Annotated in this window: 26 protein-coding genes and 2 tRNA genes; 13 read left to right on the plus strand and 15 right to left on the minus strand. The window is 67.8% G+C overall.

The features are described from left to right. The first annotated feature begins 37 nt into the window (after nt 1–37). The 3 genes from AC3ANN_RS18055 to pknB all read left to right on the plus strand — a co-directional run bounded on the left by AC3ANN_RS18055 (nt 38) and on the right by pknB (nt 5007). Nucleotides 38–1498, plus strand: coding sequence for a peptidoglycan D,D-transpeptidase FtsI family protein (locus AC3ANN_RS18055; protein WP_488338761.1), 1461 nt, complete (start codon nt 38–40; stop codon nt 1496–1498). Continuing rightward, nucleotides 1495–3222 (plus strand): serine/threonine protein kinase, encoded by a 1728-nt coding sequence (locus tag AC3ANN_RS18060; protein ID WP_488338762.1) that lies wholly within the window; start codon nt 1495–1497, stop codon nt 3220–3222. Before AC3ANN_RS18055 ends, AC3ANN_RS18060 begins: the two co-directional genes overlap by 4 nt. A gap of 96 nt (nt 3223–3318) precedes the next feature. Continuing rightward, entirely contained in the window at nt 3319–5007 is a 1689-nt protein-coding gene (gene pknB / locus AC3ANN_RS18065; protein WP_488338763.1) for a Stk1 family PASTA domain-containing Ser/Thr kinase, read from the plus strand. 23 nt (nt 5008–5030) lie between these two features. On the opposite strand, the gene AC3ANN_RS18070 is transcribed toward pknB, so the two are convergent. The 3 genes from AC3ANN_RS18070 to AC3ANN_RS18080 are packed head-to-tail and all read right to left on the minus strand — an operon-like array spanning nt 5031 to nt 6650. Next, nucleotides 5031–5669: an anthranilate synthase component II gene (locus AC3ANN_RS18070; RefSeq protein WP_488338764.1), complete on the minus strand. Its 639-nt coding sequence runs from the start codon at nt 5667–5669 to the stop codon at nt 5031–5033. Nucleotide 5670: 1 nt separating this feature from the next. Next, nucleotides 5671–5859, minus strand: a complete 189-nt coding sequence (locus AC3ANN_RS18075) for a hypothetical protein (RefSeq protein WP_488340869.1) — start codon at nt 5857–5859, stop codon at nt 5671–5673. Continuing rightward, nucleotides 5859–6650, minus strand: a complete 792-nt coding sequence (locus AC3ANN_RS18080) for a class E sortase (RefSeq protein ID WP_488338765.1) — start codon at nt 6648–6650, stop codon at nt 5859–5861. The genes AC3ANN_RS18075 and AC3ANN_RS18080 overlap by 1 nt, the downstream gene beginning before the upstream one ends. A 55-nt stretch (nt 6651–6705) precedes the next feature. Between AC3ANN_RS18080 and AC3ANN_RS18085 the strand changes: the two genes are divergently transcribed. Beyond that, nucleotides 6706–6945 (plus strand): cell division protein CrgA, encoded by a 240-nt coding sequence (locus tag AC3ANN_RS18085; protein WP_168913330.1) that lies wholly within the window; start codon nt 6706–6708, stop codon nt 6943–6945. Between the two features lie 133 nt (nt 6946–7078). On the opposite strand, the gene AC3ANN_RS18090 is transcribed toward AC3ANN_RS18085, so the two are convergent. Then, nucleotides 7079–7981 (minus strand): rhomboid family intramembrane serine protease, encoded by a 903-nt coding sequence (locus tag AC3ANN_RS18090; RefSeq protein ID WP_488338766.1) that lies wholly within the window; start codon nt 7979–7981, stop codon nt 7079–7081. 30 nt (nt 7982–8011) lie between these two features. After that, nucleotides 8012–8584 carry a peptidylprolyl isomerase gene (locus AC3ANN_RS18095; RefSeq protein WP_488338767.1) on the minus strand — a complete coding sequence of 191 codons (573 nt, stop codon included), beginning with the start codon at nt 8582–8584 and terminating at the stop codon, nt 8012–8014. Between the two features lie 95 nt (nt 8585–8679). On the opposite strand from AC3ANN_RS18095, the gene AC3ANN_RS18100 reads away from it, so the two are divergent. Both AC3ANN_RS18100 and AC3ANN_RS18105 read left to right on the plus strand, forming a co-directional pair. Further along, a complete protein-coding gene (locus tag AC3ANN_RS18100) occupies nt 8680–9252 on the plus strand; it encodes a DNA helicase (RefSeq protein ID WP_488338768.1) in 573 nt (190 codons plus the stop codon). After that, a complete protein-coding gene (locus tag AC3ANN_RS18105) occupies nt 9245–9730 on the plus strand; it encodes an aminoacyl-tRNA deacylase (protein ID WP_488338769.1) in 486 nt (161 codons plus the stop codon). Before AC3ANN_RS18100 ends, AC3ANN_RS18105 begins: the two co-directional genes overlap by 8 nt. 16 nt (nt 9731–9746) lie before the next feature. Here AC3ANN_RS18105 and AC3ANN_RS18110 read toward each other — a convergent pair whose 3' ends face one another. The 10 genes from AC3ANN_RS18110 to dnaA form a co-directional block, all read right to left on the minus strand. After that, nucleotides 9747–10172, minus strand: a complete 426-nt coding sequence (locus tag AC3ANN_RS18110; RefSeq protein ID WP_488338770.1) for an NUDIX hydrolase — start codon at nt 10170–10172, stop codon at nt 9747–9749. A 76-nt stretch (nt 10173–10248) separates the two neighbouring features. Continuing rightward, nucleotides 10249–10321: transfer RNA gene (locus AC3ANN_RS18115), tRNA-Ala, on the minus strand. Nucleotides 10322–10332: 11 nt separating this feature from the next. Further along, nucleotides 10333–10406, minus strand: a tRNA-Ile gene (locus AC3ANN_RS18120). Between the two features lie 84 nt (nt 10407–10490). After that, nucleotides 10491–10895 carry a DUF3566 domain-containing protein gene (locus AC3ANN_RS18125; protein WP_488338771.1) on the minus strand — a complete coding sequence of 135 codons (405 nt, stop codon included), beginning with the start codon at nt 10893–10895 and terminating at the stop codon, nt 10491–10493. After that, nucleotides 10892–13525, minus strand: a complete 2634-nt coding sequence (gene gyrA / locus AC3ANN_RS18130) for a DNA gyrase subunit A (RefSeq protein WP_488338772.1) — start codon at nt 13523–13525, stop codon at nt 10892–10894. The genes AC3ANN_RS18125 and gyrA overlap by 4 nt, the downstream gene beginning before the upstream one ends. 30 nt (nt 13526–13555) lie before the next feature. Continuing rightward, nucleotides 13556–15592: a DNA topoisomerase (ATP-hydrolyzing) subunit B gene (gene gyrB, locus AC3ANN_RS18135; RefSeq protein ID WP_488338773.1), complete on the minus strand. Its 2037-nt coding sequence runs from the start codon at nt 15590–15592 to the stop codon at nt 13556–13558. 121 nt (nt 15593–15713) lie between these two features. Further along, nucleotides 15714–16208, minus strand: a complete 495-nt coding sequence (locus tag AC3ANN_RS18140; RefSeq protein WP_488338774.1) for a DciA family protein — start codon at nt 16206–16208, stop codon at nt 15714–15716. Then, complete coding sequence (recF, locus tag AC3ANN_RS18145; RefSeq protein WP_488338775.1) at nt 16201–17400, minus strand: DNA replication/repair protein RecF; 1200 nt, start codon at nt 17398–17400, stop codon at nt 16201–16203. The genes AC3ANN_RS18140 and recF overlap by 8 nt, the downstream gene beginning before the upstream one ends. A gap of 49 nt (nt 17401–17449) precedes the next feature. Beyond that, entirely contained in the window at nt 17450–18601 is a 1152-nt protein-coding gene (dnaN, locus tag AC3ANN_RS18150) for a DNA polymerase III subunit beta (RefSeq protein WP_488338776.1), read from the minus strand. Between the two features lie 434 nt (nt 18602–19035). Then, on the minus strand, nt 19036–20478 hold the full coding sequence (gene dnaA, locus AC3ANN_RS18155) for a chromosomal replication initiator protein DnaA (RefSeq protein ID WP_488338777.1): 1443 nt from the start codon (nt 20476–20478) through the stop codon (nt 19036–19038). 309 nt (nt 20479–20787) lie between these two features. On the opposite strand from dnaA, the gene rpmH reads away from it, so the two are divergent. The 7 genes from rpmH (at nt 20788) to AC3ANN_RS18190 (ending at nt 25282) form a co-directional block, all read left to right on the plus strand. Further along, the gene (gene rpmH, locus AC3ANN_RS18160) at nt 20788–20925 is read left to right on the plus strand and encodes a 50S ribosomal protein L34 (protein ID WP_005054680.1); all 138 of its coding nucleotides are present in this window, start codon (nt 20788–20790) and stop codon (nt 20923–20925) included. 18 nt (nt 20926–20943) lie between these two features. Further along, entirely contained in the window at nt 20944–21279 is a 336-nt protein-coding gene (gene rnpA, locus AC3ANN_RS18165; protein ID WP_488338778.1) for a ribonuclease P protein component, read from the plus strand. Continuing rightward, the gene (gene yidD, locus AC3ANN_RS18170) at nt 21276–21632 is read left to right on the plus strand and encodes a membrane protein insertion efficiency factor YidD (protein WP_488338779.1); all 357 of its coding nucleotides are present in this window, start codon (nt 21276–21278) and stop codon (nt 21630–21632) included. Before rnpA ends, yidD begins: the two co-directional genes overlap by 4 nt. Before the next feature lie 8 nt (nt 21633–21640). Further along, a complete protein-coding gene (gene yidC, locus AC3ANN_RS18175) occupies nt 21641–22771 on the plus strand; it encodes a membrane protein insertase YidC (protein WP_488338780.1) in 1131 nt (376 codons plus the stop codon). A 37-nt stretch (nt 22772–22808) separates the two neighbouring features. After that, complete coding sequence (locus AC3ANN_RS18180) at nt 22809–23327, plus strand: Jag family protein (protein WP_488338781.1); 519 nt, start codon at nt 22809–22811, stop codon at nt 23325–23327. A 42-nt stretch (nt 23328–23369) separates the two neighbouring features. After that, a complete protein-coding gene (gene rsmG, locus AC3ANN_RS18185) occupies nt 23370–23996 on the plus strand; it encodes a 16S rRNA (guanine(527)-N(7))-methyltransferase RsmG (protein ID WP_488338782.1) in 627 nt (208 codons plus the stop codon). Nucleotides 23997–25009: 1013 nt separating this feature from the next. Then, nucleotides 25010–25282 carry a GIY-YIG nuclease family protein gene (locus tag AC3ANN_RS18190; protein WP_488340870.1) on the plus strand — a complete coding sequence of 91 codons (273 nt, stop codon included), beginning with the start codon at nt 25010–25012 and terminating at the stop codon, nt 25280–25282. Nucleotides 25283–25578 lie beyond the last annotated feature (296 nt).

Raw genomic sequence — 25578 nt, forward strand, 5'->3', positions numbered from 1 at the left:
GAACCGCCTCGCCGCACGTCCAAGGGAGGTGCCGGTCGTGACGAAAGAACTGAGGCGTCTCAGCATCCTGATGCTGATCATGTTCCTGGCGCTGTTCGGGTCGACCAGCTTCATCCAGGTGATCCAGGCCGACGAGCTCGCGGCCAACCCCGCGAACCGCCGGGCGCTGTACGACTCCTACGAGGTGCAGCGCGGCTCGATCATCGCGAGCGGATCGGCCATCGCGTCGTCCGTGCCGTCGGGCGACGTGTACAGCTGGCAGCGGGTGTACACGGATGCTGACATGTGGGCGCCCGTGACCGGCTACATCAATCCCGCCCTCGACTCGGCCACCGGCATCGAGCAGGCGATGAACCCGCAGCTGAGCGGCGCCGGTGGCTCGCAGTTCTTCTCGCGCATCGAGCGGATCTTCACCGGGCAGCCGCCCCGCGGGTCGAACGTCGTGCTCTCGCTCGACGCGGCCGTGCAGCGTGCCGCCTACGAGGCGCTCGGCGACCTCCAGGGCGGCGTCATCGCTATCGAGCCGGCGACGGGCCGCATCCTCGCGATGGTCACGAGCCCGAGCTACGACACCAACATCCTCACCTCCCACGCCACGCGCGAGGTCAACGCCGCATACGACGCGCTCGTGGCCGACCCCGGCAAGCCGCTGTCGAATCGGGCGATCAGCGGCGACCTGAATCCACCGGGCTCGACCTTCAAGCTCGTCACCGCGTCGGCCGCCCTCGCGTCCGGCAGGTACACGCCGGAGTCGACGCTTCCCAACCCGGCCTCGTATCAGCTGCCGCAGTCGAGCAGCATCGTGCACAACGCCAGCGGCGGCACGTGCGGCCCCGGCGAGACCGTCACGCTCGCCGACGCGCTGCGCCTGAGCTGCAACATCCCGTTCGCGGAGCTCGCGGTCGAGCTCGGCGACACCGCCATCCGCGAGGAGGCCGAGAAGTACGGCTTCAACCTGTCGTTCGAGTTGCCGCTCGCCTCGACGCCGTCGGGCTACCCGCGGACGATCATGGACGACGCGCAGACCGCGCTCAGCGGCTTCGGCCAGGGCCAGGTCACCGCGACGCCCCTGCAGATGGCGATGGTCTCGGCCGGCATCGCGAACGGCGGCGTCGTGATGAACCCCCGTATGGTGGACCGCGTGATCGGACCCGACCTCTCGGTGCAGCAGACCTTCGACGACGTCGAGTTCGGCCGCGCCCTGGAGCAGGGGCTCGCCGACGAGCTCGCGGCGATGATGGTCGCCAATGTCAGTGACGGCGCGGCGTCGGGTGCAAGAATAGACGGGGTCGACGTGGCCGGTAAGACCGGCACCGCAGAGAACACCGGGGACGAGCCTTACACGCTCTGGTTCACGGGGTTCGCTCCGGCCGAGAACCCCGAAGTCGCCGTGGCGGTCGTCGTGGAGGACGGCGGCGGTCAGGGACAGTCGGGTAGCGGCAACACGATCGCCGCTCCCATCGCGAAGAAGGTCATGGAGGCGGTGCTGGGCAGATGAGACCGACGCAAGGCGTGACCTTCGGCGGCCGTTACGAACTCGATTCGCGTATTGCGATCGGCGGCATGGGTGAGGTCTGGGAAGCGACCGACCACGTCATCGGACGAACGGTCGCCATCAAGATCCTCAAAGACGAGTACATGGGCGATCCGGGGTTCCTGGAGCGCTTCCGCGCTGAAGCGCGTCACGCGGCTCTCGTGAACCACGAGGGCATCGCGAGCGTGTTCGACTACGGCGAGGAGAACGGCAGCGCGTTCCTGGTGATGGAGCTCGTGCCCGGCGAGGCGCTCTCGACGATCCTCGAACGCGACGGCTCGCTGTCGACCGACAAGACGCTCGACATCGTCGCGCAGACGTCGGCCGCGCTGCAGGCCGCGCATGCCGCAGGACTCGTCCACCGCGACATCAAGCCCGGAAACCTCCTCATCACGCCCGACGGCCGCGTCAAGATCACCGACTTCGGCATCGCGCGCATCGCCGACCAGGTGCCGCTCACCGCGACCGGCCAGGTGATGGGCACGGTGCAGTACCTGTCGCCCGAGCAGGCGTCCGGGCATCCGGCATCGCCCGCCACCGACATCTACTCGCTGGGCATCGTCGCGTACGAGTGCCTCGCCGGCAAGCGCCCCTTCACGGGCGAGTCGCAGGTCGCCATCGCGATGGCGCAGATCAATGAGCAACCGCCCGCGCTGCCCGCCACCGTCGCCGTGCCGGTGCAGAACCTCGTGATGGCGATGATCGCCAAGAAGCCCGAGGAGCGACCCGCCACCGCCGCCGCCGTCGCGCGCGCTGCAACAGCGTTGCGCCGAGGCGACGTCGCGGCCGCCGCCGCCGCGGTGCCGGCGATCGCCGGCGTGGCCGCCGGCAGCGAGGATGCCACGCAGCTCCTCACCGCCGGAGGGGCGACGGGCACGGCGACCGCGATCATGCCTGCCCCGGGAGAACCGGCGGCAGAGGAAGAGGGCGAGAAGAAGAAGCGCAGTCCGTGGACGTGGCCGCTCATCGCGCTGATCGTGCTGCTGCTGCTCGTGCTCGGCGGCACGATCTGGGCGATCCTCGCCAACCAGGGGGATCCCGAGCCCGGCCCCTCGACGCCGTCCGCGAGCCGCTCGACCACGCCGACCCCGACCCCGACGCCGACCGCCGAGCGGATCGACGTCGAGTCACTGGGCCTCGTTGGCATGACCTGCGACCAGGCGACAGCGGTCCTCGTGGAGAACGACCTCATCGCGGACTGCCAGACAGGAAACGCCGCGCCGACCGAGCCCGACCAGGGGGTCGTCTACGACGTCAACCCGATCGGTCGCGTCGAGCCCGGTACCACGATCACGCTGATCGCCTATGGTCCGCAGGTCGCCATGGACACGCCCGGAGCGCCCACCCTTGATGCGGCCACCGTCACGCCGGGCGGCTCGCTCGCGGTCAGCTGGCCGGGATACTCGTGCCCGGCGGGTGAGGGCTCGCCGAGCGCGTACAACTTCACGACGAGCATCGGCACCTTCCCCAACGGCCAGTCGACGTCGGCGTTCGGCGGCGGTGAGCGGTCCACGCAGATCGAGATCCCCGCGAACGTCACCAGCGGCACCGTCATCGTGACCTATACGGTCACGTGCACCGGCGGTGCTTCGGGTGAGCGCACGTCCGGCGCGTCAGGCGAGGCCACGGCCACGATTCAGCCCGCACCCACGCCCGGACCGACCGACGACGCGGACGACGAAGGCTGACATCGGGGTGAGCGGGCCGCTGCTCGCGCGTTCTGCGTGACGCGTCCCTCTCACCGCCTCGGTTAGTCTGGCTGAAGTTCCACGCAGGGAGTGACCGTGACAGCTGAGCCGCGCGTGCTTTCGGGGCGCTATCGCGTCGACGAGGCGATCGGACGTGGCGGCATGGCCAGCGTGTACCGCGGCTACGACCTCACGCTCGGTCGCGAGGTCGCCGTCAAGATCCTCGACCGCGAGCTCGCCGACGACAACGCGTTCCGCACGCGGTTCCGCCTCGAGGCGCAGGCCGCGTCTCGCATGGCGCACCCGACTGTCGTGCGCGTGTACGACGCCGGCGAGGACTCGTTCACCGCCGCCGACGGCTCCGTGCGTCCGGTGCCCTTCATCGTGATGGAGCTCGTCAAGGGCCGGCTTCTCAAAGACATCATCGCCGCGGGCCCGGTTCCCGTGACCGATGCCGTGCGCTATGTCGACGGCATCCTCGAGGCTCTCGAGTACTCGCATCGCGCCGGCGTCGTCCACCGCGACATCAAGCCCGGCAACGTCATGGTGACTGACGCCGGGCAGGTCAAGGTCATGGACTTCGGCATCGCGCGCGCGGTGTCGGACAGCTCTTCGACCGTCGCCGAGACAACGCAGATCCTCGGCACGGCGGCGTACTTCTCGCCCGAGCAGGCGAAGGGCGAGCCGGTCGATGCGCGCGCCGACCTGTACTCGACCGGCGTCGTGCTGTACGAGCTGCTGACCGGGCGTCAGCCGTTCCGCGGCGAGTCGCCGGTGGCCGTGGCGTACCAGCACGTCAGCGAGGCGCCGGTGCCGCCGTCCGAGGTGAACGAGACCGTGCCGCGCGCTCTCGACACGGTCGCGCTGCGCGCCCTGGCGAAGGACCCGTTCCAGCGCTACCAGGACGCCGCCGGCTTCCGTGAAGCGCTCGACGCGACCGTCGACGGCCGGCAGCCCTCGAAGCGCCAGGTGGGCGCGCTCACAAGCGAGCTCTACGGACCGAACCCCCGCCACGCGGCGGAGACGGCGCGGTCGCTGCGGCAGCTCAGCACCGACACCACGATGAAGCGCACGCAGGCGGGTCCACCGGTCGCGTGGATCTGGGCGGGCGTGGCGCTCCTCGCGGTGCTGCTGATCTCACTCCTGTTCTGGGTGCTCACGATCCAGCCGCAGGAGCTGCCCAACGTGCGCGAGGTGCCCAACGTCACCGGCATGACGTACGACGACGCGAACACCGCTCTCGCCGAGAACGACCTGCTCGCCATCCGCATCGACGAGGAGAACGCGGACGTCCCCGAGGGCGACGTCATCCGCACCGATCCGGTCGCCGGGACGTCTGTCGAAGAGCAGCAGGAGGTCCGCGTCTACGTATCGACGGGCCAGGAGATGTCGACGGTGCCCGCACTCACGGGATTGACGCAGGATGCCGCGGACGCGGCGCTCTCGGCGGCGGGCCTGCAGGTCGGCACGATCACGCAGCGCAACGACGCCGACTTGTCGGCGGGCACCGTGATGGAGGCCGACCAGACCGAGGGGTCGGACGTGCCTGTCGGCACGACCGTGAACCTCGTGGTCGCGTCGGGTCAGGTCACTATCAAGGACGTACGCGGCTACACGGTCGAGGCGGCCACGCGCGAGCTCGAGGGCGCGAAGCTCACGGTCGTCACCCGAGAGGATCCGGACTGCGCGGCGTCGTCCCCGCCGACGGTGTCGGCGCAGTCGCTCGCACCCGGCGACGTGCCGGTGCACTCCGAGATCACCCTGCGGTTCTGCTCGGGGAGCTGACCGCTCGGCCGCGCTTCGCCGTATCAGCGTCGCGGGCTGAGCATCGCGCCGCGGGTCGCGGCATCCGCGATCCCCACCGACGCGAGCCAATTGCCCAGCAGCCGGTATCCGCCGTCGGTCAGCACGCTCTCGGGATGGAACTGGACCCCCTCGATCGGGACGGTCCGGTGGGCGACGCCCATGATCACGCCGCCGTCCGTCCAGCTCGTCACGACGAGCTCGTCGGGCACCGTCTCGGGGACGATCGCGAGCGAGTGGTAGCGCGTCGCGGTGAACGGGTCGGGGAGACCCGCGTACAGCGGAGACCCGCCGTGATGGACCCGCGAGGTCATGCCGTGCATGAGCTCGGGGGCGTGATCGACTGTCGCGCCGAAGGCGGCCGCGATCGCCTGGTGGCCGAGGCAGACGCCGAGGAGCGGGATGCCGGAGTCCGCCGCCGCCCGGACCACCTCGATCGACGCGCCCGCGCCGGCGGGCGTGCCGGGGCCGGGGGAGATGACGACGCCCCGGCGCTGCGCGACCGCGGCGGCCGGGTCGAGGATCGCGTCGGCCTCGACGAGGTCGGTCTCGGCCCCCAGCTCATGGAGGTAGCCGATGAGGGTGTGGACGAAGCTGTCGTGGTTGTCGACGACCAGGATCGGCGCCGCGTCTCCCGCGGTCATGTCACGCCGGCCGGACGACGGCCCATACCGACGGCAAGCCGACGGTGACGTCCTGCGGGTTGACGAACTGGCTCACCCACGGGAACGCGTAGAAGATCAGCCCGTAGAGCGCGGCGGCCACCAGCACGAGCAGGATCAGCACGCGCACCCACCAGGGACCTGGGAGGACTCGCCACAGCGCCGCGTACATCACGCCACCGCCTGAAGCGAGGCCGGCTCACCGGCGGACCGGGGAGTGAAGGAGTCGAACACGCCGTAGGCGACGATGCGCTCGGCCAGCGAGTACATGGGGCTGCAGCTGGTCATCGTGATGTAGGCCGTCCCCGCCGGGACGTCCATCGCCTGCGGGACCGGGAGCAGCACTTCGACCTCACTCGGGGTGACGTACTCGAGAGTGCGGAACCGGTACGTGTACCAGCCATCGGGTGTCTCGATCACGATCGCGTCGCCGACGTGCAGGTCGGCGATGCGGTTGAACGGCGCTCCGTAGGTCGTACGGTGCGCGGCGACGGCGAAGTTGCCGGGCTGCCCGGGCATCGCCGTGCCCGGGTAGTGCCCGATCTTCTTCTTGTCGAGCGTGCCCGGTCGCGTGACTCCGCCCGCCATCGTGTAGGCGTAGTCGCTGCCGAGTCGCGGGATGCGCATGATCGCGAAGTCCTCGGTGTCGGCGGGCTCGGCCATCAGGATGGGTTCGGCACTGACCGGTGCGGGGTCGCCGGGTTCGTCGGTGGGTGCCGGAAGGGGCGCGGGCTCGTACCCCTGCGCCCACTGCTGCGACAGCGTCTCGCTCTCGGCCTTGGCCTCCGCGCCGTAGATCACATCGCCCAGCCACAGCTGCCACACGACATACAGCAGCACGATCACGCCGGCCGTCACCAGCAGCTCGCCGATCACGCCGACGACAGACGTGCGCCTGCGCGGGCGAGCACGTGCGTCCCCCCGCAGCGCCCCGCTCCCCACGGTGACCGCCGCTTCATCCACAGAGGGATTCTCGCACAGCACTGCTGGAGCCCCGCTGGCAGTTAGACTCTTCTGCATGGCACGACCCGGCAAAGACGACGACTCGCTCGTCGAGCGCGCAGAAGGCGAGGCCGCACCCAACCCGGTGTGGTTCAAGCCGATCATGATCGGACTGATGCTCATCGGTCTGGTCTGGATCCTCGTCTTCTACCTGAGCGGCATGCAGTACCCGATCCCCGGCATCGACGCCTGGAACCTTGTGATCGGATTCGGCATCGCCTTCATCGGGTTCCTGATGACGACGCGCTGGCGCTAGCGGACTTCATAGAAGAGCCCCGGTCAGGGATGACCGGGGCTTTTCCGTTCCCGGAAGTTGTTAACAACCCTGTTAACAGGTGTGAATTACACAGGTGTGATTCTCCCCACCTGTGGATGAACCTGTGGATAACTCAGCCGATGGTCGCGGCGGGGAAGAACACCGGCACGAACAGCAGCGCCACGAGCACCAGGCCGACAGCCGCCAGCAGGGCGATCTGCAGCCCACGCTGACGCGCCGACCGCGTGCGCGTGAAGATGAAACCGACGACCAGGCCGACGACGAGTCCGCCGACGTGCGCCTGCCACGAGACATTGAACCCGGGAATGAATCCGATGACGAGGTTGATGCCCAGCACGATCGCAATGCCGGCGATGTTTGCGCCGAGGTGGCGGCCGATCACGAGCAGCGCGCCGAACAGGCCGAAGATCGCGCCGGAAGCCCCGACCACGGGCGTGAAGAACGAAAGAAGCGTCACGGCCACCGAACCGCCGAGCGTGCTCAGCACGTAGAGCGTGAGGAACCGCCACCGACCGAGGAGCGGCTCGAGGCTGCGGCCGATCATGAACAGCGCCAGCATGTTCAGGCCGATGTGCCAGAAGGTCGAGTGCACGAGGGCGACCGAGAACAGGCGCCAGATCTCGGGAAGACCGCCGAGCTGCGGGAAGAAGCCCGGGTAGATCGTGGGCGCGATGAACATCAGCGAGCTCTGGATGACGCCGCCGACACCGGGGATCAGCGTCAGCAGATACACGAACGCCGTGATGCCGATGATCACGTACGTGACGATCGGGCGGGTGTCGTGCACGGCGACCGCACTCGGGCGTGACCACCGACGTTGCGCCTTCCGCTGCGCGGCGGACTGCCCGTTCTGCTGATCGCGCAGGCACTCAGGGCAGATCACTCCGACCGCAGCCTGGGTCTGGCATTCCGGGCAGATCGTGCGCAGGCACCGCTGGCACAGCACGAAACTCTGCCGGTCAGGATGCCGATAGCAGAAGTTGTCGCTGTTGCGGCGGAAGTCGTCGGTGGTCACGCGAGGCTGTTCGAGTCGGGAGGCGGCGGCTCAGACCGAGACGACGTCGACCGATTCGATGACGACGGGCTCGATCGGGCGGTCGCCCGCAGCCGTCGGCACCTCGCTGATCGTGTCGACGACCGCCTTCGACGCGTCGTCGGCGACCTCGCCGAAGATCGTGTGCTTGCCCTGCAGCCACTCCGGACCGCGGCCGCCCTGACCGGGGACCGTGATGAAGAACTGCGAGCCGTTGGTGCCCTCGACCTGCCCGGTGATCGCGTTGCGACGCAGGCCCGCGTTCGCCATCGCGAGCTTGTACGGCTCCGTGAAGGTGAGCTCGCCGTTGATCTCGTCGTTGAAGTTGTAGCCGGGACCGCCCACGCCCTGACCGAGCGGGTCTCCGCCCTGGATCATGAAGCCCGAGATGATGCGGTGGAAGACGACGTCCTTGTAGAGCGGGCCCTCGCCAGGCTTGCCTGTCGCCGGGTGGGTCCAGGCCTGCGAGCCGTCGGAGAGGCCGATGAAGTTCTGGACGGTGCGCGGCGCGTGGTCGCCGAACAAGTTGACGACGATGTCGCCGTAGTTTGTGTGGATCGTTGCGACTGCGGTGTGAAGCGGCATTGTGACATTGTCTCAGAGTTCGCTGCAACCCCTGCCGTCTCGGCACCGGTCTGGCAAGATGGGGAGACCGACATCCCCACGACAGGGAGGGCACCGTGAGCCTCAGCCGCAAGCGCAAGAAGGAACTTCAGAAGCTGCAGAAGCAGGCGAACAGCCTGTGGGAGTCACAGCAGGTGCTGGTGGGCGAAGCCGCATCGGTCGCTCGCGAAGCGAGCCGGCAGCTCGGGCACTACAACCGCGAGCACATCAAGCCGCAGGTGCAGGCCGGCTATGAGAAGTACGCCGCGCCCTACGTCGAGAAGAGCAAGCAGGTCGTGAACAGCACCGTCATCCCCGCCGCGGGTGCGGTCGTGGGCTCGGCGCTGTCGGTGTGGGACGCCGCGAACGAGCAGCGCTCGCGTCTCGCGTCCGGTCGTGGCCTCGGGATGCCGGACTCGAAGAAGTACGCCAAGAAGGCCGACAAATACGCGCGCGACGCGAGCAGCTTCCTCTCGGCGAAGCTCGACCGCGCGACCCCGCAGAAGAAGGGCATGGGCGCCGGCGGCGTCATCGCGATCATCCTCGGCGTCGCCGCGGCCGTCGGCGTGCTTTACGCGGCGTGGCAGACGCTCCGGGCCGACGACGAGCTCTGGGTCGCCGACGACCCGCTGCGCGCGCCGGATGCCTGAGCACGTCCTCGAGGGCACCGAACGCGTACGAGCGGCCGCGGCCGCGCGCGGTCTCGAGATCGAGATCAAGGAGCGTCCCGCGGCGAAGAGCCTTCCCGAGGCGGCGGAGATCCTCGGCATCGAGCCGTCCGGGATCGTGAAGACGCTCGTCGTCAAGCGCAGCGACGACACCTATCTGTTCGCGCTGATCCCGGGCGACCGGGCGATCTCGTGGCCGAAGCTGCGCGCCGTCGTCGGGGTGAACAAGCTCCAGCTTCCCGATCCCGAGCGCGCGTTCGCGGCCACGGGATACGAGCGAGGAACCATCGTCCCGGTCGGCAGCACGAACGACTGGCCGATCTACGCCGACAGCGGCATCGTCGGCCGCCGCGTCGCGATGGGGGCGGGCGCGCACGGCTACAGCCTCTTCATCGAGGCCGACGACCTCATCACGGCCTACGGCGCGACGGTCGCCGACATCTCGCAGCCGCTCGAGTAGCGGCATCCGTCGGTCGTCAGACGAGGCCGGCCATCTCGAGAGCGATGTCGACGAGCTTGACGCGCTGCAGTGACGGCACCTCCGCCAACGGGAACCACTCGGCGCGGTCGGTCGATCCGTCGGTCTCGTTGCGCAGGCGACCGCCGATCACGCGCGCGCGATAGACGATGCGCAGCGTATGCAACGGCTCGGTGACGCCGGGCGTCAGCCGCCTGCCCGGCGGGATCACCCGCGAATGGATGCCGAGCAGCTCCTCGATCGCGACCCGGTAGCCGGTCTCCTCCCGCACCTCACGGCGTGCGGCGCGCTCGGGCTCTTCGCCGGGTTCCAAACCGCCGCCCGGCATCGTCCAGGCTCCGCGTCGTCCCTCGTTCCAGTGCGCGAGCAGCAGCCGGTCGTCTTCGTCGACGATCACCGCGTAGGCCGCGACGCGCAGGTCCATGCTTCACCCTACTCGCGGAGTGCCTCGTGACGACGAAGAAGCCGGTCCGAGGGACCGGCTTCGATGGGGGATCTTGTGGAGCCTAGGAGATTCGAACTCCTGACATCCTGCTTGCAAAGCAGGCGCTCTACCAACTGAGCTAAGGCCCCGGGGCTTACGGTGGGGCTACCAGGACTTGAACCTGGGACCTCTTCATTATCAGTGAAGCGCTCTAACCGCCTGAGCTATAGCCCCGTTTCGTGCGGCGCTCGCGCCCCGCAACCTCCAAGACTTTACCCGACGATCGCCGATTTCACGAATCGGCGACCGCCGGTCGAATCAGTTGGAGGTGAACCCGACGAGCAGGCCGCCGGTCACCTTGACGGCAAGGTTGTAGATGCCGGCGATCACCGCCCCGAGCACCGTGACGACGACGAGGTTCAGGATCGCGACGACCGCCGAGAACGCCAGGACCTGGGGGAAGCTCACGAACTGCGACAGCAGGATGCTGCCGTCCGAGAAGCTCGAGAACAGATCGTCGGCCTTGGCGATGAGGCCCGTGGTCTGCACCACGAGGAACACCATCACGAATCCCACGACGGTCACGATGGCGATCGCGATCGCCGCGAGGAACGACAGCTTCACCGCCGACCAGAAGTCGATGTACACCAGGCGCAGGCGCACCTGCTTGGCGCTGGTCTTGTGGCTGGATTTCTTCGCGAGCTTGTCGGCTACCGTGCTCATGCGTCAGTGCTCTCTTCCGGGGTCTCGGGCGAGGCGTCCGTCCCGAGGGGGGCTTCGGGCGACGGACCTTCGTCAGCGGCCTCGGCAGCTGCATCCTCGGGTTCCTCGGCCAGGCCCCGCTCGCTGTTGCGGGCGATCGCGAGGATGCGATCGTCGCCGCCGGCGCGGGCGAACACGACACCCATGGTGTCTCGCCCCTTGGCAGGTACCTCGGCCACGGCAGAGCGTACCACCTTGCCGCTGGCAAGAACCACCAAGACCTCGTCGTCCTCCGAGACGATGAGACCGCCTGCCAGATCACCCCGATCCTCGTTGAGCTTGGCCACCTTGATGCCCAGTCCGCCGCGGTTCTGCACCCGGTACTGGTCCACCGCGGTGCGCTTCGCGTACCCGCCTTCGGTGACCACGAACACGTACTCGTCGTCCTTCGCCACGGACGCCGAGAGCAGGCTGTCGCCGGCACGGAAGTCCATGCCCTTCACGCCGGACGTGGAGCGTCCCATCGGGCGGAGCGCCCCATCGGTCGCCGAGAACCGCAGAGACATCCCGTGGCGGCTGATGAGGAGGATGTCGTCGCCCTCGTCGACCAGCAGCGCGCTGACGACCTCGTCGTCGGACTCTGCGACGTCGTCGTCGGACTCGTCCGCGCCGTTGCCGCGGAGCTTGATCGCGATGATGCCGCCCTGGCGGTTCGTGTCGTACTCGGTCAGGCGCGTCTTCTTCACCAGGCCGCCGCGCGTCGCGAGCACGAGATAGGTCGCCACCGAGTAGTCCCGGATGTCGAGGATCTGCGCGATCTCCTCCCCGGGCTGGAGCGCCAGCAGGTTGGCGACATGCTGGCCCTTCGCGTCGCGACCGGCTTCGGGAACCTCGTACGCCTTCGAGCGGTAGACGCGGCCCTTCGTCGTGAAGAACAGCAGCCAGTGATGCGTGGTCGTGACGAAGAAGTGCTCGACGACGTCGTCCGCGCGCAGCTGCGCACCCTTGACGCCCTTGCCGCCGCGGTGCTGCGAGCGGTAGTTGTCGATGCGCGTGCGCTTGATGTACCCGTCGCGCGTGACCGAGACCACCATCTCCTCTTCGGGGATGAGGTCCTCGATCGACATGTCCCCGTCGAAGCCGGGGAGGATGTGCGTGCGGCGCTCGTCGCCGAACTTCTCCACGATTCCGGCCAGCTCGTCATGCACGATCGTGCGCTGACGGAGGGGTGTCGCCAGGATGTCGTTGAGGTCGGCGATCTGCGCCTCGAGCTCGTTCGCCTCGTCGATGATCTTCTGACGCTCGAGCGCCGCCAGGCGGCGCAGCTGCATCTGGAGGATCGCATCCGCCTGGATCTCATCGATCTCGAGCAGCGTCTTCAGACCCTCGCGGGCATCGTCGACGGTCGGCGAACGACGGATGAGCGCGATGACCTCGTCGAGCGCGTCGAGCGCCTTGAGGTAGCCGCGCAGGATGTGCATCCGCTCTTCGGCCTTGCGCAGGCGGAAGCGGGTGCGCCGAACGATGACCTCGATCTGGTGCTCGACCCAGTACGAGATGAAGCCGTCGAGGGGCAGCGTGCGCGGCACGCCGTCCACGATCGCGAGCATGTTCGCGCCGAAGTTCTCCTGCAGCTGGGTGTGCTTGTACAGGTTGTTCAGCACGACCTTGGCGACGGCATCCCGCTTCAGCACCACCACCAGGCGCTGACCCGTGCGGTCGGAGGTCTCGTCTCGGATGTCGGCGATGCCGGTGATCTTGCCCTCGCGGGCCAGGTCGCCGATCTTCACCGCGAGGTTGTCTGGGTTGACCTGGTACGGCAGCTCGGTGATCACGAGGCACGTGCGGCCCTGGATCTCTTCGATCGACACGACCGCGCGCATCGTGATCGAGCCGCGACCGGTACGGTACGCCTCGCGGATGCCCTTCGTCCCGAGGATCTGGGCGCCGGTCGGGAAGTCGGGTCCCGGGATGCGCTCGAGGAGCGCTTCGAGCAGCTCCTCGCGCGAGGCCTCGGGATTCTCCAGCGCCCACAGCGCGCCCGCCGCGACCTCGCGAAGGTTGTGCGGCGGGATGTTGGTCGCCATGCCGACCGCGATGCCGACGGACCCGTTGACGAGCAGGTTCGGGAATCGCGCCGGCAGGACCTTCGGCTCCTGGGTCTGACCGTCGTAGTTGTCCTGGAAGTCGACGGTCTCCTCTTCGATGTCACGCACCATCTCGAGGGCGAGCGTCGCCATCTTGGTCTCGGTGTACCGGGGTGCCGCGGCGCCCATGTTGCCCGGCGAGCCGAAGTTGCCCTGCCCCTGTGCGAGCGGGTACCGCATCGACCACGGCTGGACGAGGCGCACCAGTGCGTCGTAGATCGGCGCATCGCCGTGCGGGTGGTACTGACCCATCACCTCGCCGACGACGCGCGCGCACTTCGAGAACGACTTGTCGGGACGGAATCCGCCGTCGTACATGCCGTAGATGACACGGCGGTGCACGGGCTTGAGCCCGTCGCGCACGTCGGGCAGCGCGCGCCCGACGATGACGGCCATCGCGTAGTCGAGGTAGCTGCGCTGCATCTCGAGCTGCAGGTCGACCTGGTCGATCCGGCCGTGCTCGTGCGCGGCGTTCGGGTCGGGACGGTCTTCTTCTTCAGCCATGTGTGTTCTCTATTCCTCTCCGCGTCCCGATCAGATGTCGAGGAAGCGGACGTCCTTGGCGTTGCGCTGGATGAACGTGCGGCGCGACTCGACGTCTTCGCCCATGAGCACCGAGAAGATCTCGTCGGCCGCGGCCGCGTCGTCGATCGTCACCTGGCGCAGCGTCCGGGTGGTGTGGTCCATCGTGGTCTCCCACAGCTCCTTAGCGTTCATCTCGCCGAGACCCTTGTAGCGCTGGACGCCGGAGTCCTTCGGGATCCGCTTGCCTGTGGCGAGTCCGTGCTCGAGGAGCGCATCGCGCTCCTTGTCGGAGTACACGTACTCGTGCGCAGAGTTCGACCACTTGAGGCGGTACAGCGGAGGCATCGCGAGGTAGACGAAGCCCGCCTCGATCAGTCCGCGCATGTAGCGGAACAGGAGCGTCAGCAGCAGGGTCGTGATGTGCTGGCCGTCGACGTCGGCATCGGCCATGAGCACGATCTTGTGGTAGCGCGCCTTGGCGATGTCGAAGTCCTCGCCGATGCCCGTACCGAACGCCTGGATCATCGCCTGGACTTCCTTGTTCGACAGCGCCTTGTCCAGTCGCGCGCGCTCGACGTTGAGGATCTTGCCTCGCAGCGCCAGGATCGCCTGCGTGTGCGGGTCGCGCCCCTGCACGGCCGAGCCTCCGGCGGAGTCGCCCTCGACGAGGAAGATCTCGCTGATCGACGGGTCCTTACTGGTGCAGTCCTTCAGCTTGTCGGGCATCGCGGCCGACTCGAACACGCTCTTGCGTCGCGCCGTCTCGCGGGCCTTGCGCGCGGCCATGCGCGCGCTCGCCGCGTCAATGGCCTTGCGGATGACGTTCTTCGCCTGTGTCGGGTTGCGATCGAACCAGTCGCCGAGCTGGTCGCCGACCACCTTCTGCACGAACGCCTTCGCCTCGGTGTTGCCGAGCTTGGTCTTGGTCTGCCCCTCGAACTGGGGCTCGGACAGCTTCACCGAGATGACGGCCGTGAGTCCCTCGCGGATGTCTTCACCGGTGAGGTTGTCGTCCTTCTCCTTGAGCATGTTCTGCGCCCGCGCATACCGGTTCACGAGCGTGGTCAGCGCGGCGCGGAATCCCTCTTCGTGGGTGCCGCCCTCGTGCGTGTTGATCGTGTTCGCGAAGGTGAAGACGTTCTCGGTGTAGCTGGTTGTCCACTGCATCGCCAGCTCCATGGCGATCTTGCGGTCGGTGTCCTCGGACTCGACCTCGATGATCTCGTCGTTGACCACGTCGGCGTGGCGCACCTTGTTGAGATGCTCGACGTAGTCGACGAGGCCCCGCTCGTACAGGAAGCTGTCGTTGCGCGGCTGCGGCTCGTCGACGCCGTCGCCGGGGTGGTCGTCGGGAACGAGGGCGCTCGGGCGCTCGTCGCGCAGGCTGATGCGCAGGCCCTTGTTGAGGAACGCCATCTGCTGGAACCGCGTGCGCAGGGTGTCGTAGTCGAAGTCGACGGTGTCGAAGATCGTGGGATCGGGCCAGAACGTGATGATCGTCCCGGTCTCGTCGCTCTTCTCCTCCTTGGCGAGAGGCGCCTGGGGCTGGCCACCGTCGCGGTACGACTGCCGCCACACGTGACCCTCGCGCCTGACCTCCACCTCGAGGCGGGTCGACAGCGCGTTGACCACCGATGAGCCCACGCCGTGCAGACCGCCCGAGACCGCGTACCCGCCGCCGCCGAACTTGCCGCCGGCGTGCAGCACCGTGAGCACGACCTCCACGGTGGACTTGCCCTCGGTGCGATGCATGCCGACGGGGATGCCTCGACCGTTGTCGACGACGCGCACACCGCCGTCGGACAGGATTGTGACCTCGATGGCATCGCAGTAGCCGGCGAGGGCCTCGTCGACGGAGTTGTCGACGATCTCGTAGACGAGGTGGTGCAGGCCGCGTTCGCCCGTCGACCCGATGTACATGCCGGGGCGCTTGCGGACGGCCGTGAGGCCCTCCAGCACCTGGATGTCGTCTGCCCCGTATTCGCTCGGAGTCTTCTCGGGAGTGGCGGGTTCCTCGGGAACGATATCGGGGGTGTCGGACGTCATCTTCGCGAGGGCTCCAGATCCTTCTGAGGGTGCCCCGACAGTCTATCGGGTTACGAGGGGATCACGAGGCTATACGCCATTCTGACGGTGTGAAATCTCTTCCGGCAGCTCCAGACGTACCTCAGCCGTAGGTATCGCGCGGGCCACGCCCTGCAACGGTTCTGGGACCCCATTTCCAGGAGGGGACGTCCGGCCCGATGAAGCGCACCGCGGTGACCCCAGCTTCGGGGAAGCGGCGGATGATCTCCGAGAGGATGTGCGCGCGCATCAGCTGGAGCTGCTTCGCCCACGCCGTGGAGTCGGCCTGGACGGTGAGCGTGCCCTCCGAGTAGGCGACCGGGCGGGTGTGCCGGGCGGTGTCCTCGCCGGCGACCTCCGCCCACGCCAGCACAACGTCCTCGCGCGCCAGCTCCTTGTCCCATCCCGACTCGCGGGTGAGATCGGCGAGGACGTCGGCGACTCCTCGCGGATCTCTGCCCGGTGCGAACGGCACGTTCTCGTCGTCGGCGTCCCGCCGGCGGCGCTTGCGGAACGACCGCGCCGACGGCTCGAGACCGCGCAGCCGCAGGTAGGTGGCGATCGTCTCGGGGATCCGGGGTCGCTCGGGCTCAGACATCCGTCGCCTCCAGGATGCGACCCGCCTCGACGCGGACCGTCCGTGCGCGCAGGCCGTCCGGCACGTCGCCCTCGACGGCGGCGGTGACCACGACCTGCTCGTAGCCGCCCGCGAGGCCGGCCAATCGCGCGCGACGGTCGGAGTCGAGCTCGGCGAAGACGTCGTCGAGGATCAGCACCGGGTCGCCCAGGCGCGAGTCGGCGCGCAGCAGCTCTGCCGACGCGAGCCGCAGCGAGAGCGCGACCGACCACGACTCGCCATGCGACGCGTAACCCTTCACCGGAAGACCACGGATCCGCAGCAGCAGATCGTCGCGATGCGGGCCGACGAGCGTGAGCCCCCGCTCGAGCTCCGCCGACCGCCGCGCGGCGAGCGCCTCACGGAATCGCGTGGAGATATCGGACAGATCGACCGTCCCCACGCCCACTCCGGCCTCTGCTCGGTCGCCGGGAACGGCATCCGTCGCCCGCTCTCCGGCCTCCGGATCGTCCACGCCCGTGATCGACAGCGCCCACTCGATGCGGGGATCATGATCGGCGCCGGCGATCGCGGTGTACGCGGACGCGAGCGGAGCCGCGAGATCGGCGGCGAGCGTGAGGCGCGCCTCGATCAGCTGGGTGCCGAGGGCGATGAGCTTGTCGTCCCACACGTCGAGGGTCGAGAGGGCGTCACCGCGAAGACCACGGGCCTTCGCCGACTTCAGCAGCGTCGTGCGCTGCTTCAGCACCCGGTCGTAATCGGCGATGACGCCCGACATGCGAGGAGCCCGCTGCACCAGCAGCTGGTCGGCGAAACGACGCCGCGCCGACGGGTCGCCGCGGACGATCTGCAGGTCCTCCGGTGCGAACAGCACGACCTGCGCGTAGCGCGGCAGCTCGGCCGGCTTCACCGCCGCGCCGTTGACTCGCGCCTTGTTGGATCCCTGGCGGTTGATCTGCACCTCGAGCTGCACACGGCGCTCACCGTGGGCGAGGCGCGCCCGGACGATCGCGGCATCGGCGCCGTCGCGCACCATCGGGGCGTCGTTCGACACCCGATGCGATCCCAGCGTCGCGAGGAATCCGATCGCTTCGGCGAGGTTCGTCTTGCCCTGACCGTTGCGGCCGACGAAGACATTGGGACCCGGGAACAGTGCCACGTCGGCGACCGCATAGTTGCGGAAGTCGACGAGACTCAGCTGCTCCACGATCACCGGACAAGCCTAATGAGCGGGGCGGACGCCCGTGCCTCGATGGGACGGATCAGCGGAGCAGCAGGTTGGGCTGAAGCAGGTAGCGGAACGAGTCCTGGCCGGCCTTGTCGACCGAGGTCTGGGGGGTGATCAGCACCGGGCTCAGCTTGTTGGCGTTCTCGCTCGACGTGAACGTGATCCGCACGAACTCGCTGCGAACGGCGCCGAGCGACTCGAGCAGGTACTGCGGGTTGAGGCCGAGGGTGACGTCTTCGCCGACCAGGTTCGCGTCGACCGACTCGGTCGCACGCGCCTGCTCGGTGCCCGAGGCATCCATCGACACCGCGTCGGTGGTGAAGGTGAACCGCAGCGGCGCCGACCGGTCGAGCACGAGCGACACACGACGCACCGCCTCGGCCAGATCGGCGGTGTTCACGACCGCGTGGTGCTCGGTCTGCGCCGGGAACAGGCGACGCACCGGCGGGAAGTTGCCCTTGATCAGCAGCGAGGTCACGGTCTTGTTGCCCGCCGTGAACGCGATGATCTCGCGATCGCCCGAGCCCGAGAACGCGATCGAGATGTCGCCGCCGTGCGCGAACGTCTTGCCGACCTCGGTGAGCGTTCGCGCCGGCACGAGCGCGGTCGTCGGCTCGTCGGATGCCTCGCGGCCGCCGTCCCAGGGGATCTCGCGCAGCGCGACACGGTACCGGTCGGTGGCGACGAGGCTGAGGTTCGTTCCCGACACCTCGAGCTGAACGCCCGTCAGCACCGGCGTGACATCGTCGCGCGATGCTGCGAAGGCGACCTGTGCGATCGCGGTCGCGAAGTCCTCGGACGGCACGACACCCGAGTCGCCGGTGACCTCGGGGATCGCCGGGTACTCCTGCACCGGCATGGACGCGAGGGTGAAGCGGGCGGAACCGCACGTCAGGAGGATCCCGCCGTCGTCGTCGACCTCGATCTGGATCGGTGCGTTCGGCAGTCGGCTGGCGATGTCGGACAGCAGCCGCCCGTGCACGAGGATCGTGCCAGGGTCGTCGACGGTCGCCTCGATCGTGGTGCGCGCGGAGGCCTCGTAGTCGAACGCCGCGAGCGAGAGTCCTTCTTCGGATGCCTCGATCAGCACGCCGGCGAGGATGGGCTGGGGGTTTCGCTGCGGCAGGAGCTTGACGACGAACGATACGGCTTCGCTGAACACATCGCGATTGACGTGGAACTTCACGAACGCTCCCTCTGCAGCGGTCCCGCAGGCTGCGGGCTCGGGGTTCTCATGCTAGTGCCCGCCCCGAAGAATGCCAGTCCTGCTCTGGCCCATCCCTTCTCCACCGCAAAGGTGATCGAACGGGTTCTCATGATGGTTCTCTTTGTCATGGTGTTAACGGCTGTGGAAACTGTGGACAACTCGTCCGATCCCAGTCGCCGTGCCGAAACCACACGCATGTGAGTTGTGGAGCGGCTGCGGAATGACATCGGGATGACGCACGCCGCGGCCTGCGGCATCCGCAATCCATCCACAGGCGTGCACGCCCCGCTCACAGCGGTTTCCGCAGGCTTCGGGAGTTATCCACAGGTTTTCCACACTGGGGAGAACGCAAATGATGGCGCTCTCATCTTCCGCTGTCAAGAACTTCTTTCGGCATATGCCGGGCGATGTCCTCAGCGTCCGTTGCGACCCAGTTGAGCAGTGATCTCGGAGACCTGGTTGTAGATCGAGCGGCGCTCTTTCATGAGGTCGCTGATCTTCTTGTACGCGTACATCACGGTGGTGTGATCGCGGTTGCCGAACAGCTGCCCGATCTTCGGAAGAGACAGGCTCGTGCGCTCGCGGCACAGATACATCGCGATCTGACGCGCCGTCGCGACCGACTGCGAGCGGCTCGACCCGTACAGGTCGTCGACCGTGAGCTTGAAGTACGCCGCCGTCGCCGTGATGATGTCGGTCGGCGAGATGACATTGGCGTCGTCCTGGTCGACGATGTCGCGCAGCACCGTCTGGGCGAGCGACATGTCGAGGGTCGAGCGGTTGAGGCTCGCGAACGCCGAGACGCGGATGAGGGCGCCCTCGAGCTCGCGGATGTTGCTCGAGACGACCGTCGCGATGTACTCGAGCACCTCGTCGGGGATGTGCAGCCGCTCCGATTGCGCCTTCTTGCGCAGGATCGCGATGCGGGTCTCGAGGTCGGGAGCCTGCACGTCGGTGATGAGACCCCACTCGAACCGGCTGCGCATGCGGTCCTCGAAGCCGGTCAGGTGCTTCGGCGGGACGTCGCTGGTGATGACGACCTGCTTGTCGTGATCGTGCAGCTGGTTGAAGGTGTGGAAGAACGCCTCCTGCGTCTCGGCGCGACCCTGCAGGAACTGGATGTCGTCGATCAGGAGGATGTCGACATCCCTGTACCGCGCCTGGAATGCCGAGCCGCGGTTGTTGGCGATCGAGTTGATGAAGTCGTTCGTGAACTCCTCGCTCGAGACGTACCGCACCTTGATGCCGGCATACAGGCTGATCGCGTAGTCGCCGATCGCGTGGAGGAGGTGCGTCTTGCCGAGGCCCGAGTCGCCGTAGATGAACAGCGGGTTGTACGCCTTCGCGGGAGCCTCGGCGACGGCGACCGCGGCGGCATGCGCGAAACGGTTCGACTGACCGATGACGAAGTTGTCGAACGTGTACTTCGGGTTGAGCCGGGTGTCACTGCGCGAGACGGATGCCGTCTCCGCCGGCTCCTCGAGCGGGGGGCGCCCGACCGACGGTGCGACGGGAGCGCCGGCTGAGGGAAGCGACCCCTGCTGGATCGGGATCGGCGAGGTCAGATGCGCGTCGGCGAGCTCGGGGTTGACCACCACGCGGAACGACGACGCAGGATTCTGCGCGTCCTGCTCGACGCGTGAGAGCGCCTCCATGATCGGCGCGCGCATGCGCTTGGTGAACTGCGCCGCCGTGAGGTCGTTCGGCACGTCGAGATAGAGCGTGCCGCCCATGACTCCCTGCGGGACCGCGAGACTGATGAAGCCGTGGAGCTGCGGCGTGATGCGCTCGTCCCTCACGAGTTCTTCCAGCACGGCCGACCAGACCGGAACATCTGGAACTTCGTGCGGTGACATGGCCCCCCCGGGTTGTTGATGACTCCACCGGATGTCGCGGAAACGCCATGCCGAGCCTGTGGATAACTGCCGGAGCCACGCTAGTCAGCGGGCGTCGTGTGAGCAAACTCCACTGTAGATCCAGCCCGCGTGTCGGTGCCAGGCTCTCTTCCGCCGCCGGGGCATAATGCCGGGCCCCGCGCCCGGTTTGAGTTCTCAGGCGTATCGACGTAGCCTTAATCGGTTGACTTATGCCCTCGTGGCAGTCCCTTTGTACGAGCGTCCCCGGTCTCGAGCGTCCCGGTGACACCTGATCGGAAGTAGTCCCCTATGAGCAAGCGCACTTTCCAGCCCAACAACCGCCGCCGCGCCAAGAAGCACGGCTTCCGCGCCCGCATGCGCACCCGTGCCGGCCGCAGCATCCTGTCGGCTCGCCGCGCCAAGGGGCGCACCGAGCTCTCGGCCTGAGCTGGGTCACCCCCTGCGGTGCTCGCGAGGTCGAACCGACTCACCCGCGGAGCGGAATACAAAGCCGCCGTCCGTCGTGGTCGGCGATGCGCCGGCAAGCACACCGTCACGTATGTCAACCGCGCCGAGACCCCTGGTCCGGCGCGGTTCGGCTTCATCGTGAGCCGTCAGGTCGGCGGGGCCGTCGTGCGCAACACGATCCGTCGCCGGCTGAAGGCGCTGTGCTTCGAGTCGCTGGACTCGGTCGCGCCGGGCAGTGACGTCGTGATCCGGGCGCTGCCGAGCGCAGCGTCCGCGTCGTTCGCCGACCTGCGCGACGACGTCACCCGGTGCCTCGCACGGAGGGCCGCATGAGCGTGCTTCCGGCCTACGCCCTCGGTGACGCCGAGTTCTCGGCATCCGACCTGCTCCGCAGCATCCCGCTGCTCCCCCGCAACGCCGTCCTCGGACTGCTGCACGGCTACCGCGCCACGATCTCGCACACCTACGGCGACGTCTGCAAGTACTACCCGTCGTGCTCGGCGTACGCCGTCGGCGCTGTACAGCAGCACGGCGCGGTCGTGGGATCCGTGCTCACCGCGCGGCGGCTGGCCCGCTGCCACCCATGGGCCGTCGGCGGCGTCGACGACGTTCCGCCCCACTCGCACTTCCGGCACGCACTGACCCGCCACGGGTTCGTCGTGCCTGCCCCCTCCGGAAAGGACTGATCCACCGCATGGATCTCTTGCTGGCCTCCACGCCGTCCCCCACCCCACCTCCCGGCGGCGGTGGCTTCGACCTCATCGGGACCATCCTGTGGCCGCTGAAGTGGCTCGTCGAAGCGGTGCTCGTGTTCTGGCACTGGCTGTTCACCGCGATGGGCCTGCCGCCGGCCGAGGGCATCACGTGGGTGCTCGCGATCATCGGCCTCGTGATCGTGGTGCGGTCGGCGATGATCCCGCTGTTCGTGCGGCAGATCAAGAGCCAGCGCAAAATGATGGAAATCGCTCCTGAACTGCGGAAAGTTCAGGAGAAGTACAAGGGCAAGCGCGACCAGCTCTCTCGCGAGGCGATGAGCCGCGAGACCATGGCGTTGTACAAGAAGCACGGCACGACACCGGTGTCGAGCTGCCTGCCGCTGTTGGTGCAGATGCCCGTGTTCTTCGCGCTGTTCAGCGTGCTGAACGACGTCACGAAGCACGCCACGGCGGGCATCGGCGGAGTCGGCCTGCTGAACGCCACTCTCACGGCCGAGTTCTACAACGCGAAGCTCTTCGGGGTCGCGTCGCTGCACGAGACGCTCATCGACGCCATCAACACCGGCAACACGGCAGCCATCATCATCCTGCTGGTTCTCGTCGTGCTCATGATCGCGTCGCAGTTCTTCACGCAGCTGCAGATCATCTCGAAGAACCTCTCCCCCGAGGCCAAGACCGGCCAGGCGTACCAGATGCAGAAGATCATGCTGTACGTCCTGCCCTTCGCATTCGTCTTCTCGGGTGTCTTCTTCCCGCTCGGCGTGGTCATCTACTGGTTCGTCTCGAACCTGTGGACGATGGGCCAGCAGTTCCTCGTCATCCGTGAGATGCCGACCCCCGGCTCGGAGGCCGCCAAGGCTCGCGAAGAGCGCCTGGCCCGCAAGGGCAAGGCGATCGACGCGTCGGGCAAGGTCGTGCCGATGGAGAAGTACCTCGCCGAGCAGCAGCGCCTGTACGAAGAGGCGGAGCGCGCGAAGGCCGCCACCCCGAAGCGCCAGCAGCCCGTGGGCAAGCAGCGCGCCAAGAAGCAGTCGCAGAAGCAGGCTCCCAAGCAGCAGAGCCCGAAGGCACCGGGCGACAGTGGCGCGGGCGCCGGCTCAGCCGGCTGATATCCGGCTCTCCCCCACGACATCGAGGATCACAGGCATGAGCACGTCGTCAGACTCCATCCGCACCGACCCGACCGCTGAGCGCGAGCCCGCGACCGTCGAGCAGCTCGAAGAAGAAGGCGACATCGCCGCGGACTTCATCGAAGGCCTGCTTGACATCGCCGACATCGACGGCGATCTCGACCTCGATGTGCGTGCCGGCCGTGCGTACGTCTCGGTGGAAGCTCCTGAGGGAGGTTCCGTCGCACTCATCGCAGACCCGGACACGGTGCAGGCTCTACAGGAGCTGACCCGCATCGCGGTGCAGAACCGCACGGGACGGTTCTCGCGCCTGATCCTCGATGTCGGCGGCTCTCGCGACGCCCGCCACCACGAGCTCGTCGCACTGGTCGAGCGTGCGATCGCTCGCCTCGAGGACGGTGCGTCGCAGGCCTCGCTCCCCGCCATGTCGAGCTACGAGCGCAAGCTCGTGCACGACATCGTCGCCGAGCGGGGATTCGTGTCGGAGTCGTATGGCGAGGGCGCCGACCGTCACACGGTGATCCGTCGCGGTTGACGCGACGTTTCACGTGAAACATCGGCGGGTGGGGACGACGCGTTGACGATCGAGATCGAGCACGAGCCGGCTGCGGCGGCCGAGATCTTCGGTGACCGCATCGACATCGCGCGCAGCTTCGCCGCGGCGCTCGGGCAGCACGGCGAGGAGCGCGGCCTGATCGGCCCACTGGAACCGCCTCGCCTCTGGTCCCGCCACATCCTCAACAGCGCAGTCATCGCGCCGCTCTTCTCGGGTCGGGTCGGGGATGTCGGTTCTGGCGCCGGCCTGCCGGGACTCGTCCTCGCGATCGCGCGACCGGACGTCGAGTGGGTGCTCATCGAGCCGATGGAGCGCCGGGTCGCGTGGCTGTCGGAGCAGGCTCACTTGCTGGGCCTCGACAACGTCGAGGTCGTGCGCGCTCGCGCGGAGGACTGGAAACGAGGCCCTGTGCTCGACGCGGTCACCGCCCGCGCCGTCAGCGCGCTGAAGACCCTCGTGCCGATCACCGCTCCCCTGGTGCGTGATGGCGGTGAGCTCATCCTCCTCAAGGGCGCGAACGCCGAGAACGAGATCACTGCAGCAGAGAAGCAGCTCCGCAAGTTCCGGGTGACGAACCCGCGCGTCGAGCTCGTCGGCGAGGGGCTGCTCGAGGAGCCGTCGCGCGTCTTCCGCGCCACCGTCCGCTAGTCCGGAGCCGTATCGTTTCACGTGAAACACTCGGCGCCGATGTTTCACGTGAAACGCCCACACCTCGGCACGTGAGTCCCTCGCCCTCTCCGGTCGAGTAGCGAGCCGCGAGCGCATCGAGACGCACCGCCGGGGCATGGTGTGGGAGTGCCTCCGGCTTCACCCCCGCCGGTCGAGTGGCGAGCTTGCGAGCGTATCGAGACCACCACGGGGCCGGCATTGCGGGCGCGACGCGCATGTCAGGGTGTCCGTTCGTTGGCGGCCGTGCGACCGCGACGCTTCGCCGGCCTCTTGGCCTGCCGGTCGGGTCGTGAGCGCACGTGCGTATCGAGGTCGCAATTGAGCGAGGACTTCCGCCACGCGAGCATGTCCACGCCCCCTTCCTGACGGGTTTGCGACGAGATACTGCGGGTCAAGCTCAGCCGGTCGAGTAGCGAGCTTGCGAGCGTATCGAGACCACCACCGCGCTCAAGGTGGGGCCGGACAGCCGGGGTCCGTTCGCTGTTGGCCGCGGGACGGCAGTGTCTCGCCCACCGGCCCCGGTCCCGCCGGTCGAGTAGAGAGCTTGCGAGCGTATCGAGACCACCACGGTCTGCGAGGGTTGGGTTCGTGCAGCAGCCCTTCTGCTGGCTGCTGGTCGCGTGACGACAACGATCCGTAGTACCGTCCCCGGCGCGGCGGGTCGCGTAGCGAGCTTGCGCGGATCGAGACCACCACTGAGTGCGGATACGCACGCTCGCAGGACCGTGTACCGATTCCATGCTCGGCGTGCGATGGCAACGACGCGCCCGTCCCCGTTCCCGTTCCCGTCCCGGCGTCGGTCGCGCCGGTCGAGTAGCGAGCTTGCGAGCGTATCGAGACCAGCCTCGATCGATCGACGCCGCAGTACGCCGACCCAACCACTCGTCGACCCCGGGTCCTCCCCAACGTGCGTGGTCGACCACCTCTTCACAGAAGTGCCGACGCCGCCTTCCCCGCGAATGAGCCGGAGGCAGTCTGCATGGGTGGCATACATGTACATCCCCCAATGCGCTGACGGGTCCTTCTACGTCGGCAGCACCAGGGATCTCGAGCACAGGACCGCGCAGCACAACGACGGAGAGGGCGCCGCGTACACGAGCACAAGACTTCCGGTTCGGCTCGTGTACTTCGAGAAGTTCGATCGCGTCGATGAGGCATACCGAAGGGAGAAGCAAGTGCAGGGCTGGGGGCGGGCGAAGCTGTACGCGTTGATCATGGAGCATCTTGAGGCGCTGCCGCCGTTGAGCAAGGCGCGTTTCCGTTGAGGGCGTGGTTGGTGGCGGGGCACGGGGGTGGGGCGTGTTTCACGTGAAACGCTCTGTCGAGGCGGGTGGTCTCATACGCTCGGGGGCTCGCTACTCGACCGGCGGGCGCAGGTGCAGGGCTGGGGCGGCGAAGCTGTTCGCGTTGATCACGGAGCATCTCGAGGCGCTGCCACCGTTGAGCAAGAAGCGATTCCGTTGAGGGAGTGGGTTGGTGGCGGGACACGGACGTGTGGTGCGTTTCACGTGAAACGCTCTGTTGAGGAGATTGGTCTCGATACGCTCGCGAGCTCGCTACT

The organism is Microbacterium sp. STRO-2N, from assembly GCF_057747775.1.

Coding starts and splice junctions, on each gene's coding strand:
- AC3ANN_RS18060 (WP_488338762.1), top strand. CDS start 1,495: ATGAGACCGACGCAAGGCGTGACCTTCGGCGGCCGTTACGAACTCGAT.
- AC3ANN_RS18075 (WP_488340869.1), bottom strand. CDS start 5,859: ATGTACGCGGCGCTGTGGCGAGTCCTCCCAGGTCCCTGGTGGGTGCGC.
- gyrA (WP_488338772.1), bottom strand. CDS start 13,525: ATGGCTGAAGAAGAAGACCGTCCCGACCCGAACGCCGCGCACGAGCAC.
- AC3ANN_RS18125 (WP_488338771.1), bottom strand. CDS start 10,895: ATGAGCACGGTAGCCGACAAGCTCGCGAAGAAATCCAGCCACAAGACC.
- AC3ANN_RS18180 (WP_488338781.1), top strand. CDS start 22,809: ATGAGCACGTCGTCAGACTCCATCCGCACCGACCCGACCGCTGAGCGC.
- yidC (WP_488338780.1), top strand. CDS start 21,641: ATGGATCTCTTGCTGGCCTCCACGCCGTCCCCCACCCCACCTCCCGGC.
- dnaA (WP_488338777.1), bottom strand. CDS start 20,478: ATGTCACCGCACGAAGTTCCAGATGTTCCGGTCTGGTCGGCCGTGCTG.
- yidD (WP_488338779.1), top strand. CDS start 21,276: ATGAGCGTGCTTCCGGCCTACGCCCTCGGTGACGCCGAGTTCTCGGCA.
- AC3ANN_RS18105 (WP_488338769.1), top strand. CDS start 9,245: ATGCCTGAGCACGTCCTCGAGGGCACCGAACGCGTACGAGCGGCCGCG.
- rpmH (WP_005054680.1), top strand. CDS start 20,788: ATGAGCAAGCGCACTTTCCAGCCCAACAACCGCCGCCGCGCCAAGAAG.
- AC3ANN_RS18095 (WP_488338767.1), bottom strand. CDS start 8,584: ATGCCGCTTCACACCGCAGTCGCAACGATCCACACAAACTACGGCGAC.
- AC3ANN_RS18070 (WP_488338764.1), bottom strand. CDS start 5,669: ATGACCGCGGGAGACGCGGCGCCGATCCTGGTCGTCGACAACCACGAC.
- AC3ANN_RS18110 (WP_488338770.1), bottom strand. CDS start 10,172: ATGGACCTGCGCGTCGCGGCCTACGCGGTGATCGTCGACGAAGACGAC.
- AC3ANN_RS18190 (WP_488340870.1), top strand. CDS start 25,010: ATGTACATCCCCCAATGCGCTGACGGGTCCTTCTACGTCGGCAGCACC.
- AC3ANN_RS18085 (WP_168913330.1), top strand. CDS start 6,706: ATGGCACGACCCGGCAAAGACGACGACTCGCTCGTCGAGCGCGCAGAA.
- gyrB (WP_488338773.1), bottom strand. CDS start 15,592: ATGACGTCCGACACCCCCGATATCGTTCCCGAGGAACCCGCCACTCCC.
- AC3ANN_RS18140 (WP_488338774.1), bottom strand. CDS start 16,208: ATGTCTGAGCCCGAGCGACCCCGGATCCCCGAGACGATCGCCACCTAC.